The 13,425-nt window shown below is 35.9% G+C and carries 13 protein-coding genes and 1 tRNA gene; 8 read left to right on the plus strand and 6 right to left on the minus strand.

Features of this window, described 5'->3' with window-relative positions; all coding sequences use genetic code 11:
- Positions 1-19: 19 nt before the first annotated feature.
- The gene (locus U8526_RS04595; RefSeq protein ID WP_442886210.1) at positions 20-565 is read left to right on the plus strand and encodes a 5-formyltetrahydrofolate cyclo-ligase; all 546 of its coding nucleotides are present in this window, start codon (positions 20-22) and stop codon (positions 563-565) included.
- A 46-nt stretch (positions 566-611) separates the two neighbouring features.
- On the opposite strand, the gene U8526_RS04600 is transcribed toward U8526_RS04595, so the two are convergent.
- From U8526_RS04600 to U8526_RS04625, 6 genes are all read right to left on the minus strand, one after another.
- Positions 612-1,055 carry a hypothetical protein gene (locus U8526_RS04600; protein ID WP_334340791.1) on the minus strand — a complete coding sequence of 148 codons (444 nt, stop codon included), beginning with the start codon at positions 1,053-1,055 and terminating at the stop codon, positions 612-614.
- 164 nt (positions 1,056-1,219) lie between these two features.
- Positions 1,220-1,942 (minus strand): ABC transporter permease, encoded by a 723-nt coding sequence (locus U8526_RS04605; protein WP_334340792.1) that lies wholly within the window; start codon positions 1,940-1,942, stop codon positions 1,220-1,222.
- Positions 1,939-2,793 (minus strand): ABC transporter ATP-binding protein, encoded by an 855-nt coding sequence (locus U8526_RS04610; protein ID WP_334340793.1) that lies wholly within the window; start codon positions 2,791-2,793, stop codon positions 1,939-1,941. The genes U8526_RS04605 and U8526_RS04610 overlap by 4 nt, the downstream gene beginning before the upstream one ends.
- 103 nt (positions 2,794-2,896) lie before the next feature.
- Positions 2,897-3,853: a LytTR family transcriptional regulator DNA-binding domain-containing protein gene (locus tag U8526_RS04615; protein ID WP_334340794.1), complete on the minus strand. Its 957-nt coding sequence runs from the start codon at positions 3,851-3,853 to the stop codon at positions 2,897-2,899.
- A gap of 123 nt (positions 3,854-3,976) precedes the next feature.
- Complete coding sequence (locus U8526_RS04620; RefSeq protein WP_334340795.1) at positions 3,977-4,312, minus strand: hypothetical protein; 336 nt, start codon at positions 4,310-4,312, stop codon at positions 3,977-3,979.
- A gap of 335 nt (positions 4,313-4,647) precedes the next feature.
- A tRNA-Lys gene (locus U8526_RS04625) sits at positions 4,648-4,720 on the minus strand.
- A gap of 182 nt (positions 4,721-4,902) precedes the next feature.
- Here U8526_RS04625 and yycF point away from each other — a divergent pair.
- From yycF to rlmH, 7 genes are all read left to right on the plus strand, one after another.
- Positions 4,903-5,604, plus strand: a complete 702-nt coding sequence (gene yycF, locus U8526_RS04630) for a response regulator YycF (protein ID WP_334340796.1) — start codon at positions 4,903-4,905, stop codon at positions 5,602-5,604.
- A gap of 327 nt (positions 5,605-5,931) precedes the next feature.
- Positions 5,932-7,830 carry a cell wall metabolism sensor histidine kinase WalK gene (gene walK, locus U8526_RS04635; RefSeq protein ID WP_334340797.1) on the plus strand — a complete coding sequence of 633 codons (1,899 nt, stop codon included), beginning with the start codon at positions 5,932-5,934 and terminating at the stop codon, positions 7,828-7,830.
- Complete coding sequence (locus U8526_RS04640; RefSeq protein WP_334340798.1) at positions 7,820-9,133, plus strand: YycH family regulatory protein; 1,314 nt, start codon at positions 7,820-7,822, stop codon at positions 9,131-9,133. Before walK ends, U8526_RS04640 begins: the two co-directional genes overlap by 11 nt.
- Positions 9,134-9,949, plus strand: a complete 816-nt coding sequence (locus U8526_RS04645; RefSeq protein ID WP_334340799.1) for a two-component system regulatory protein YycI — start codon at positions 9,134-9,136, stop codon at positions 9,947-9,949.
- Positions 9,921-10,751, plus strand: coding sequence for an MBL fold metallo-hydrolase (locus tag U8526_RS04650; RefSeq protein ID WP_334340800.1), 831 nt, complete (start codon positions 9,921-9,923; stop codon positions 10,749-10,751). The genes U8526_RS04645 and U8526_RS04650 overlap by 29 nt, the downstream gene beginning before the upstream one ends.
- Positions 10,752-10,839: 88 nt before the next feature.
- Positions 10,840-12,231, plus strand: coding sequence for a S1C family serine protease (locus U8526_RS04655; RefSeq protein WP_334340801.1), 1,392 nt, complete (start codon positions 10,840-10,842; stop codon positions 12,229-12,231).
- Between the two features lie 393 nt (positions 12,232-12,624).
- Positions 12,625-13,104, plus strand: coding sequence for a 23S rRNA (pseudouridine(1915)-N(3))-methyltransferase RlmH (gene rlmH / locus U8526_RS04660; protein ID WP_025085807.1), 480 nt, complete (start codon positions 12,625-12,627; stop codon positions 13,102-13,104).
- Positions 13,105-13,425 lie beyond the last annotated feature (321 nt).

Genomic DNA, 13,425 nt, shown 5'->3' on the forward strand with positions numbered 1-13,425 from the left:
CGAAGACTGGGAGGGATTTATCATAGATAAGAAAGCTTTGAGACAACAACAAATTCAAAAGTTAAAGGCCAATCAAGCAAAAACTAAAGTTGAGGGTGCCAAGTTATTAAAGAAGTTAATGGCAACAACTGAGTGGAAAAAAGCTAAAAGTATTGCGACAACTGTCAGCAGTCCGATTGAGGTACCAACACCAATTATTGTTGAAGCAGCACGAAAAGAAGGCAAGAAAGTTTATCTACCAAAGACAATGCCACATCGTCAGATGGCCTTTTTACCATTTGCTAGTCGTGAAGATTTAATTACCAGTAAGTTTGGAATTCCTGAACCAGTGTACGATGAAGACTTGGTCAATCAAGAACCAGATCTCGTTATTGTGCCAGGATTAGCCTTTGCGCAAGATTCAAATTATCGAGTTGGCTTTGGTGGTGGATATTACGATCGCTTTTTAGCGCAATATTCCGGTGCCACTGTAGCTTTAGTTCCCTCAGCAATGCATTTTGATACAGCTGATTGGGAGATTGAGGATCATGATATTAAAATACAAAAATTGATTTTAGCTGATTAAATAAAAATAGTTCACCCTGGATAAAAATCTGAGGTGAACTATTTTTTTAGGAATAAGTAGGATTAAATTTTTGAAAGAGATTCTCTTTTTGGACCAAAGCAAGGAGGACTTTCTCTGGATCATAAACATCAATACCTTGGTAATTAAACTCGATAACTAAGTCTGGAAGATTTCTTTCCAAAGATGCATTGATATCGATTGATAATCTTTGATTATTTTTTAAAGTACAAACTAGTTGAAAAATATCGGGATTAATATCAAAAGGACTATTACGAATCCTTTTTTGATAACTAATGTTGATGTGATCAATTTCTTGATAAGAAATCTCCTTTTGTGAGGTAGGTGTTAAATGGAGTAATTGTGCAAACTTAGTAATACCGAAAGTACTAAATTCAATTATCTTGATACCATTTTTACCAATTAACCAATAATTATTAAAGCAACTAGGCAGTGTTATGAGTAGGCCTATTGATAAAACTAATAGAAACACCCAGAAAGGCTGATATCCAAAACCGGTGAATAGAAGACTGACAAAAATAATGAAGATAATGGAAATAATAACTCGACTTAATTTGATTGGATAATTTCCGATCAGAAAGATTGGATGTTTTTAAGATCTCACTAAAATCTATCAACATAATAAATTCCTCCAGACTAATCGAAACGTTTATATCTGTAAGCATAAATTAGAACGACAGAAAAAATAATGAACCAAATAATCAACACACTGATGTCGGAAATGCTCCAGATAAAATTATGTTTGAGTAAACTTTGATTAATGAATTTTGTAATTATTCCCGAGTATAGAAAATCCGATATGGTAGAAATAGTCTTATTGAAGCCTTTAAACATTGGTATAAAAGTAAAGATGATAGTTGGTAATAGACTCAAAACACCGGCACTGGTCTGATTACGAGAGAAAATGCCGACTGTAAAACCAACTAGAATACTGATGATCGTACAAATAGTAGTAATGATCAAATAGTTAACAATAGATATTTGCTGCCAAGAAGTACCACTTAACGGTACGAGAATAATACTAGTTAAGGTAAGAATTAAAAGTGCTGGTAACAGAGTACCAATGAAGTATTCAACTGCATTGACTGATGAGGTCATTAGGACTCTTAAAGTGTGATGTTCTTTTTCCTCAGCCAAAGGGTAAGAACCAAACATAATTCCTCCCATGGTTATATTTAGAACGATACCCATATTTAAAGTTAGGGTTCTAATAGTTATTAAATTGGAAGGAAAGAAGTTCTTAAAAGCAATAACGTAGCCGATTGCCATCAGTGGCGCCATAAGTAAGGAAAAATTCTTTAAAGTTAGTTGTAATCTCAGAATGAAGATTGCATTTATTTTTCGCATTGATATGTTCATTTTAAATTTCTCCCCGTTACTTCTAAAAAGACATCCTCTAAAGTGGGTTCACAGGAATGAATCGTTTGTAACTCCTCATTTTCCATCCACCAGTTTATTTTGCCTCGTGTCTCTTCGGAATCAATTAATTTCATTGCGGTGTTGTTTTTTAAAAGAATCTTGTATTGAATTTTTTTGTTGTACTTCAAACTTAAAGCTTGCGGTGAACCTATTTCAGCAATTTTCCCATCATTTAGTAGAGCCACTCGATCACAGAGCTTAGCTGCTTCATTCATGTTGTGGGTAGTTAGAAAAACGGTAGTACCAGAATCTCTCAATTCTAAAATCAGTTGATGAATCTCCTGAGTCGTTCCTGGATCAATACCGTTTGTCGGTTCATCGAGAAAAAGTATCTGGGGATGATTGAGAATAGCTCGTGCCAAGATGAGACGTTGTTTCATACCCTGTGAGAATTTTTTGACCAACTTTTTTTTATCGTTATGAAGATTGACACGTCGTAATAGGGTATCAACCATTGATTTATTAACTTTAAAAATACGAGCGAAGGTAATAAGGTTGTCATAAGCAGAAAGATTCTCATATAGGCCACTATCATGCGTTACGACACCGATATGCTCATAGATATTTTCCTTTAAGTGTTGACTATTGTTGCCAAGCACTGTGGCGGTTCCTGAGCTGGCAACAAGTTGTCCAGTAAGAATCTTGATGGTTGTAGTTTTACCAGCTCCAGAAGGACCTAGGAAACCAAATATTTCACCAGCTTGAATTGAGAAATCGAGATTCTTTAAGGCCGTTTGATTGTCGAAGCTTTTATAAAGATGCTTAACTTCTATTATTGGTACGGATACCATTTTGTTCTCCTCCTTGTTTTACAACTACAGAATACAAGGAAAGTTTAAAGAAGTTTTCAAAAATCAGTGAGTTGTGGATGTGAGGGGCTGAAATGTACCCACGTTATTGAAGCAAGTCCTTGAGTTGATCGAGTTTAGCACGAGATAAGGGGAGAGTCTCCTTACTATCTTTTAGAATTAATGTGTAACTGTTCTTAGAGTAACTGATCAGTTCAGAGATGCGTTGCAAGTTCACGAGATAAGAGCGGTGGCATCTGAAAAATCCGAAGTGAATGAGCTTTTTTTCTAGTTCTTCCATTGTTAAAGAGGACGGGAAATATTCAGAATTGACAGAAAAATTACTGACACCATTGATACTTTCGATAAAGTCGATCTCATTAGGACTGAAGAATATCGTTTTATCATCGAGATGACTAGAGAGACGGAAGATATTTTGTGGTTTGATTGAATCCTTACCCAGTTCCAAATCAACTTTTTCTAATTTTTGATCGACGCATTGATAGATAGTGGTGCTTAATTGTAAAAGTTCTTCCATGTATGAAGAAATCACGACAACAGTCGACTTTTGACGAATAACTTCGAGAGCTTTGAGATAGAGTTTGCTACCTTCATTGGATAAATCACGGAGAGGACTTTCAATAAAGACTAAATCAGGCTGAAAAAGGGCAATACGAAAGAGATGCAATCTTTCAATCTGATCAGTGGTCAAAGTATTAGTTTTCATATTAAGGTTGTCTCCCAAAGCAAATTGAGGAGCCATTTTCTCTATCTTAATGTGGTTATTAGCTAAGCAATTAAAGAAATTGAGATAACTTTTAACGGTCATTTTCTGATAGACATTATCGTTATGACGCTTGATAGCCATATTATGGGTGCTATATTTTATTGAACCACCACTGGGGAGTGTTCTTTGTTCTACTAAATCAAAGAAGGTATCTATTTCAGTGTGGGTCATCTGCAAACCTATTTTTTCCTGTGAATCAATTTTTAACGAAAAATTACTGAGGATGCTTTGGTTCTCTATTTGTTTAGTCACATTTTCAAATTCAATTAAGCTCATTTGCCGCTCCATAAGTAAGATTTTGTTGTCAGTTCAATTTTAGCAAATACCGTCTTTTTAAAATTCCATTTCGAATAAAAAATCCCACTTTTCAAAATTAATTGAAATAGTGGGATTACAGTTTTAACTAGCTTTTTTAATTGAATCGTTAAATGGCCCTTTGATTTTCACCTTCGTGCCACTTGTAATAGATTTTGATCCGTCCTTAAATACCGAATCATTTTCGATAGTTAGATTGAGCAGATCATTCTCGTCGGGAATCTGGTTGACGGTAAAACGGTGATATCCTCGAACACCGTGAAATGAAATCAAATAGAAGTCACCAATTTCAGGTACGGCCTTTAGGCTATCCAACTTAATATATAAGTTGTTTTGAGAAGCAGATACTGGTAAATTATCGATAACAAATCCTGTCTCAATTTGTTTGGAACCTTGCTTGCGAAACTTTGTTAATTTCATGAATTATCCTCCCCTCGAGTAATAATTAATATTATATTAATACCTAAAGTGGGGATTAAGTCAATATAAATTTAGAATTATTTTCATTTTATTAAAGGAAACATTACTTCTGGAAAATCGATAAATATTTGAAACGTCAAAGTCCGGCAAGTACCCATGATTATCTTTTCGAGAGGTACCCAATGACGACGAAAGATGTTGGCATAAATTTCAATTGAAAATGAATGCCTTGCTATGTAATTGAAATAAGTGTTAACATAAATAGCTGTGAAGAAAAAAAGACACTAAAAAACCGATCATGATTTTCATCATAATCGGTTAAGCGATAATTGCTATGGGTGGTTGGGGGATCGAACCCCAGACCCACGGATTAAGAGTCCGTTGCTCTGCCAGCTGAGCTAACCACCCATTGGATTTGAATTGATTGATAAGTTGTTTCCCTCTCAACCAACGAGATATATCTTACCATAAGCTCCAAATTTATGGCAAGTACTTTTTTCAAAAAAGTTTAAAAAATTTAAGGTGGATTTATGGGTATTTTGTTTTAATAGGGAATAACTAGTATAATAATTGTGTCAAGGAGATATAAAATGGCTAAAAAAATTCTAGTAGTAGATGATGAAAAACCAATTTCCGATATTGTTAAGTATAATTTGGAAAATGAAGGCTACGAAGTCATAACTGCTTTTGATGGACAAGAAGCTTTGGATAAAGTTGATGAGGATAATCCAGATTTGATTTTGCTAGATTTAATGCTTCCAGTTATTGATGGTCTCGAAGTAGCTAGAACTATCAGAAAAACTAAAGATACTCCAATCATTATGTTAACAGCTAAGGATACTGAGATTGATAAGGTCATCGGCCTAGAACTTGGGGCTGATGATTATGTTACAAAACCATTCTCAAATAGAGAATTAGTTGCTCGTGTTAAGGCACGTCTTAGATCGCAAAGCCATATGCAAAGTGATGATAAGAAGAGTAGTGAAATTAAGATCGGCGATTTAACCATCCTTCCCGATGCATATACAGTAACTAAAAATGGAAAAGAAATTGAATTAACACACCGTGAGTTTGAATTATTACATTATTTAGCTCAACATATTGGACAAGTTATGAAGCGTGAACACTTACTTCAAACTGTCTGGGGTTATGATTACTTTGGTGACGTTAGAACAGTTGATGTGACTGTAAGACGTTTACGTGAAAAAATCGAAAATAATCCAAGTCAACCAGAATGGTTAATGACCAGACGTGGAGTTGGATATTACTTGAGAGATCCTGATGGAGAATAGAGAGGGCGCAGTGAGGGTGGCCAGCCCACGAGGATTTGCCTAAGTATCGAAATTGCACGCGCACTTGGCGTGCGATTCCGATACTGTAGCAAACCGTAATGGGTTACCCTCACGGAGCCCGTTTGTACCACAACTTTCAAAAAAGTAAGTAAATCCTTCCAATCAAGGATTAAAAACATAAGTTTCAAGAGAAATTGAATAATTTCATCATTGAAAATCGAAATAAAACTAAAAAAACTGATTGGCATGGGAAATGTCCGTCAGTTTTTTTGTTGTAAATATAGCTGTATAATAAAACTAAGTCTGTATTGTTTAGGTGGAAATATTTTGAAAAATAGATTTGCTTTTTTACATTCAATTAATTTCAAAATCGGATTATCCTTTATCCTGATTTTGATAGTCACAATTGAAATCATTGGGGCCTATTTTGTACGTCAGTTGGAAGATCAAAATGTTGCAAACTTTGAAACTTCCGTCTCAATTCCGGCGTATACATTAAACCAGATTTCAGAAAATTTGACTGATAACGATGACCATACACGGGATAATATCAGCAATGCGATTCAGGATTATTCTCGAGTCAGCACGGATATTACTGATGTTCAGGTTATCGATCGTAGTGGAATCATTGTTGGGGCCAAGGATTCCGAAAGTAATAGTATTATCGGTACACAAACTTTGAAAGATAATATCAAACAAAGTATTCGAACTGATAAACGAATTACACAGATTTACTACGAAAGAGATAACGGTAGTTCTTATGAATCGATCGTGCCAGTGACATCTACAGATAATAGTACAGTTGTGGGAGCAATTTATGTTCGTGCCAGTATGGAATCAGTTTATACCGGCATTAATAACATTATCTTGATCTTCCTAACAGCTTCACTAGTAGCTGGGCTTTTGGGTGCGGTGATCGCAATTTTCATCTCCCGAGCTATTACGAGACCGATTGATGAAATGAAGCAACAGGCTGTCCGTATGGCCGAAGGAGACTATTCTGGTCAGGTTCGTGTTTATTCACCGGATGAGTTAGGTCAATTGGCTATGGCTGTTAATGATTTGTCAGTTAAAGTTGAAGAAGCGACCGAAAACTCGGAATCTGAGCGACGAAGGCTAGATAGTGTCCTGACGCAAATGTCTGATGGTGTTATTGCGACGAACCGTCTCGGTAACATAACGGTTATTAATGAAATGGCTCAGGAATTCTTGGATCGAGATGAAGACGAAGCTATCGGTCAACCATTAGTTGATGTATTGGGGATTAAAGATCGGACGAGTTTTGACGATTTGTTGGAGAATCCTGATCCAATGGTAATTGAAACAAATGATTCAAATGAGGATTACGATGACGCCAACGGTGATAATTCACTGATTTTAAACGCTGATTTCTCGTTAATTCAAAGAAACAGTGGGTTCATTAGTGGTATGGTTTGTGTTCTACACGATGTCACAGAACAACAAAAAATCGATAGTGAACGTCGCCAATTCGTTTCCAACGTTTCTCATGAGTTGAGAACACCATTAACAAGTATCAGTAGTTATATCGATGCTTTAAATAATGGCGCTTGGAAGGATCAGAAGTTGGCACCCCAATTCTTGGGCGTTACAGCTGAAGAAACTGATCGTATGATTCGTATGATCAAAGATCTATTGAGCTTGTCACGTATGGATCAAGGTCGTTCGAAATTGGATAAGGAGCTAGTTAACTTTAACGAATTCTTCTCTTATATTCTGGATCGTTTTGATATGATGTTGAAAAAAGAGAAGGCCGATGCTAAAGAAAATGGTTCTAAGATTGCCAAAAATTATCGCATCAAACGTATTTTTACTAGCAAAGATCTATGGGTAGAAATCGATACTGATAAGATGACACAAGTGATCGATAACATTATGAATAATGCTATTAAATATTCACCTGATGGTGGAGTTATCACTTGTCGTTTGTTGGAAACTAATAAACACATTATTATTAGCATCTCTGATGAAGGATTGGGTATTCCTAGAAAGGATATCAAGAAGGTCTTCGAACGTTTCTATCGTGTTGATAAAGCACGTTCTAGAAAACAGGGTGGTACTGGACTTGGACTTTCTATCTCCAAAGAAATCGTTGAACAACACAAAGGTAGAATTTGGGTAAATAGTGCCGAAGGTAAGGGATCTACATTCTACATTTCCTTACCATTTGACCCTAACGAGACAGGAGGAGAATGGGATGAAGTTTAGTCGCTTGATCATTCAGATCTTATTAGTTATCGCCGTTATAACGAGTATCGTACTCTCCTTCTTTATATGGACGAATACAGCCCGTTATCAACGAGGACGCAACATCGACGTTACATCGACACAATCGAACAAAAATGAAGTACCAATTAATCAGGTCATCAGTGCCACATCAGTAATTTGGCATGATGATGATAGTCAAAAGTTAATTTATAACAGTAATGATAGTATTGCTTTGAGCATTCAAAAAATTATGCAGGACTGGAAAATTGATAGTCCTAAATTAGTTTCTAAGAAAGATGGAGCTTACTATCAAAAAGTCATTCAATCAAAAGATGTTATTCAGCTGGTTTATCCAACTTCAGTTTCAAGCAGTATTTTGGGTTATTTATTGAACAATAACAGCTTGCGAAATGACAAATCGTATTCTTTCAATCGAATTTTAATTAATTTGAAAGATAAAAAGGATAGCAACATCTATCTAGCTAATGATAGTAATTATGCTGTCTACAAGGCATCGGTTAGAAACGCGACATCCGCACCAATTTCTAAGTTAGTTAAGAAAGCTAATATCAATTTGAAGATTCGCTTGAATATCATGAAGCATGGTGTTTTCACTTTCTATACTGAGCCTATCAAGCTCAAGTCGTACTCATACGTCATCAGCAGCAAGGAAGATGGCGAGTATACAACGGCGTTGTTCGATTCAAATACCAATGGCTTGGTAACATCTGAAGACAATGGCGTCTATACCTATAATTATGGTGAGTCGAAGCGTCTGGTTTCTGATCATAATTCAGGAGAATTGAGTTTTGAAGATTATACGGATACTTCGGTTCCAAAGACGCAGTTGGCTTTCCTACAACGTGGTTATCAAAAAGTAGTTAATCTGCAAAATTCAATTTCCAATTTACGCTTGTACAGCGCTGACTGGAGTAATAAGAATCTGATCTTCCGTGAGTATGTTGAAGGTTTCCCAATCTTTAAGAAGAGTGAATTTGGTTCAATCAGAATCAAATTTAGTCGTAAAGGTAGTACGGAACATTTCTTGAATAAAGTACTAGAAGTCCCAGTCCCATCAGATCAAGCTGCAACTAAGTTGAAGTCAACCAGCGATATTTTCAAAGGCTTGGAGAGAGCCGGATATTCACCTAATGATGTCCAAAATATTGAAGTCGGCTATCAATGGGAAAGTGAGGCTGATAATGAAAAAGTTGTCGATTTGAAGCCAACCTATTACATTAAGATTCAAAATCACTGGAAACCATATAGCGACTGGGCAAATGATACGGCGGAGGATAAATAGATGGATTTTAGAAGAATTGAAGTAATTTTCTTAATCGTTTTTTTCTCATTAGATATCTTTTTATTCTTGTCTTTTCGAAACAGTCAACAATTGGTCAGCAGTTCTAGCACCAATACGTCGACCGTTGCAGAAATGCGAAAGCGTAATATCAGTTTTGGAACCTTGGATACTAAGAATGGGAGTGCCTATTATTTAGGTTCCCAACCTGATAATTCCTTGGCTCAAAATGTTAACAAATTGCGTAATCAAGAAGTCCAATATGATGAAAATGATCGTAAGATCACAAGTAGTTTGAACAGCACAATTGCTGTGACAACCGCTGACAGACAAAAGATCATGGATAAATTTATCAAAAAAGACTCGAATGTATTATTCGGCAGTGATTATAAGTATGCGCCACAACTGTCGACCACGTCGCAAATGGTTTATGTCGGTACAGGTAGTTTAGGTGAAATTTATGATAAAACCTGTGAGCTGACCTTTACAATTGAAAGTGGTCGCGTTGTTAGTTATACTCAGACTCATGTTAAGTCAATGATCATTTTGCACGAAAGTCAGACGATTAAGAGTGAAAAAGAAGTCATTACTAACCTTTACGCTAACTCTGAAATACCGAATAATTCCAAAATTTCTTACGCTAATTTAGCCTATACGAAATTGTTGGTAGCAAAGAATAGTACGATCTATATTCCAGTCTGGTTTGTAACGATTAGAAATAAAGATAGTAAAGTTAGTTCCGTTAAGAAGGTTAACGCCTTTACGGGCAATATTATAAAGAATTCAGCAAATGGAGATAGCAGTTACAATGCCCAATGATGATGAAGATGATTTAAAAATTAGTGTGCTTGCTAGCAGCAGCTCAGGTAATGCTACATATATTGAGACCCCTAAACATCATGTTTTAGTTGATGCCGGGTTATCAGGGAAAAAGATTAAAGAGGCAATGGAGAGTATCGGCAAAGATATCAATACAGTTGATTCTTTGTTTGTGACGCATGAACATACCGACCATATTAAAGGTGTCGGCGTGTTGGCGAGAAGATACAATCTAAATGTTTATGCCAATGAAAAAACGTGGCAAGCAATGTTGCCAAAAATTGGCAAGGTACCTGAAGATGAAATCAATGTCTTTGAACATAATAAGATTATGTTCTTAGATGATTTAGATATTGAGAGTTTTGCGGTTTCTCATGATGCGGCAGACCCACAGTTTTATAAGTTTTATCATAATGGCAAAGAATTTGTTATTTTGACGGATACCGGTTATGTCTCTGAACGTGTCCAAAAGACGATTGAGAACGCTGATGGTTATTTGTTGGAATGTAACCATGATGTAGAAATGTTGCGCGAGGGCTTTTATCCTTGGCCACTGAAGCAACGTATCTTGAGTGAAAAAGGCCATCTTTCTAACGAAGACGGTGCTCACACTTTAATGGATGTCATCGGTAATAATACTAAGCAAATTTATCTAGGTCACTTGAGTCATGAAAATAACACTAAACAAGTTGCCCGAACAGAGGTAACACAAGTGTTAGAGGACCACGATTTTGCAGTTGGCCATGATTTTCAGATCAACGATACTGACCCAGCGATTGCCGATCCGTTGATTGCATTGTAGTTCTTTATAAATAAATCATATGTCGTTCATAATTTTTTCATAATTGAAAGTTATATTATAGATAAAAAATATGGGGAGTGAATATTACATGAATAACGATGAAAAAAAGGACAAGTCTGAATCAAGAGTAGAAGAAAAAAAGCGTAATTCCAATGGTAAGGAATCAGGCGGCAATTCTTTACTTAAGACAGGTATTGTAGCTTTTATTTCAGCCGCTTTAGGTGTTGTTATTGCCTTCGCAGGTTTCACTTACTTTGGTGGTGGTAATAACTCCTCAAACTCAGCTGCGGTTGGTAATACCGCCGGAACGACTCAAGTAAGCAATACTAAAGTAAATACTTCTAGTTCAATGTCAGGTGCTTACAAAAAAGTCAATGGAGCGGTTGTTTCTGTAATTAATCTTCAAAAACAAAAGGAACAACAATCTAGCGATGGCAGCTTGTCATCAATTTTTGGAGATTTGTTTGGTGATAGTGGAAGTAGCGACAGTAACTCTTCTGACAGTTCCCAATCTAGTGACAGCAATTCTTCAGATTCCAATTCATCTGATTCTAATTCAAGTAGTTCTTCTAGCAATAGTAACCTGCAAGAATACAGTGAAGGATCAGGTGTGATCTACGCTAAACAAAATGGTAAAGGTTATATCGTAACTAATAATCACGTTGTTTCTGGCTCAGATTCTTTGGAAATCATTCTTGAAGATGGTACAAAAGTTTCCGCTAAATTAGTTGGTACTGATTCCACAACCGACTTGGCTGTTTTGGAAATACCTGGAAGCAAAGTGCCAGCCACAGCTTCATTCGGTAACTCAGATAACGTAACACCAGGAGATCCAGTAATCGCTATTGGTTCACCATTAGGTAGCGAATATGCTACAACAGTTACACAAGGTATCATTTCTGCTACAAACAGAACTGTTACAACACAAGATCAAAATACCGGACAAGCAACCGGTGAAGCTACTGTTCTTCAAACCGATGCTGCAATTAATCCTGGTAACTCAGGTGGTCCTTTGGTTAACGCCGCTGGACAAATTATTGGTATCAACTCAATGAAACTAGCATCAAGTACGGATGGTTCATCTGTTGAAGGTATGGGCTTTGCTATTCCAAGTAACGAAGTAGTTAAGATCATCAATCAATTAGTTGAAAATGGTAAAGTTGAAAGACCTTCATTGGGTATCAAAGTACTCGACCTAGATCAGATTACTGATGATTCACAATCAAGTTTGAAGTTACCAAGCAATGTAACCAAAGGTGTAGTTGTTTATAGTACAACAAGTGGTTCTGTAGCTAAGGCCGCTGGTATGAAGAAATACGATGTTATCGTGAAGTTAGGCGATAAGACAGTAACATCCGTCGCTGACTTACATACAGCCTTATACTCACATTCAATTGGTGATACCGTAAATGTTGAATACTACCGTAACGGTAAGTTGAATACAGCTAAGGTACACTTAACTAAGAAAACTTCAGAATAGAATGAAAAGACGTGAAAACAAGTGAATGCTAGTTTCACGTCTTTTTTTGAACATTTTTTTCAATATAATAGATTTTCTTCGGTAATAGAGATGACTAATGAACAAGAGTTATCCACAAGTGTTGATAACCTGTGAATAAGTCGATAAAAAATTGTTATATCGTTGTAGAAAAGTTTTCCACAATTTTACCCACAGCTGTTAATAACTTTTAACTATACAAAATATCTATTGACTAAAAAAGCCTTACACCAGTAAGGAAGAGTGTTACACAAGTATGGACAAACTTTTATTTTTCGGTGCAAAAATAAATTGTCATGATAATTCGTAATTTAGAAAAATTTGGCAATTGGTCATTAGTTTCGTATGATATTTAATTGAGGAGATTTTTTGATTATGAATATAAAAATGGTTACTGTTGGTAAATTAAAAGAAAAGTATTTTAAAGCAGGAATTGCAGAATACGCAAAGCGTTTAGGCGCTTTCTGTAAGTTTCAAATAGTGGAGTGTCCGGATGAAAAAGCTCCTGAAAACCTTAGTGAAGCACAAGATGAAAAGGTGAAACAAATAGAGGGAGAACGAATATTAAGTAAAATCAAGGATAAGGAATATGTAATTTTACTTGATTTACGTGGTAAAGAATTAACCTCAGAGGAAATGGCCAAAAAGATTGACGACTTATCCACATATGGAACAAGTGATATCACTTTCGTAATCGGTGGATCACTAGGAGTTAGTCCAGAAGTAACGAAACGTGCTGATTATAGTGTTTGTTTCGGTAAGTTTACTTTGCCTCATCAGTTGATGCGTTTGGTTTTAACGGAACAGATTTATCGTTCATTTATGATTATCAATCATCGTACGTATCATAAATAAAATTACGTAAATAGTTTGGATAAATATCAACTGATGTGGTGGAAGTATGCTCGTCGGTAGTAGAAAATCTGTGGGCCACTGGAACGTGGTGGACACGGCTTGAAGCTAATAATTTTCCACTTCGTGAAAAATCATGGATCTCCAAGTCCGGTCTTCTACTAACCTTGTTTAAAGAAAAAACGGCATTTATTAAGAGTGAGAGATTCAGATATATTTTATATATCTGCTCGTTTAATAGATGCCGTTTTTTTGCTGTCTGAAATTCTAATTAAAGACAATATTCAAAATAGAAAGGATATCGAATTAAATAATTTATCTCAA

Origin of the sequence: Companilactobacillus sp. HBUAS56275 (assembly GCF_036913655.1) — a bacterium.
Lineage (GTDB): Bacteria > Bacillota > Bacilli > Lactobacillales > Lactobacillaceae > Companilactobacillus > Companilactobacillus pullicola.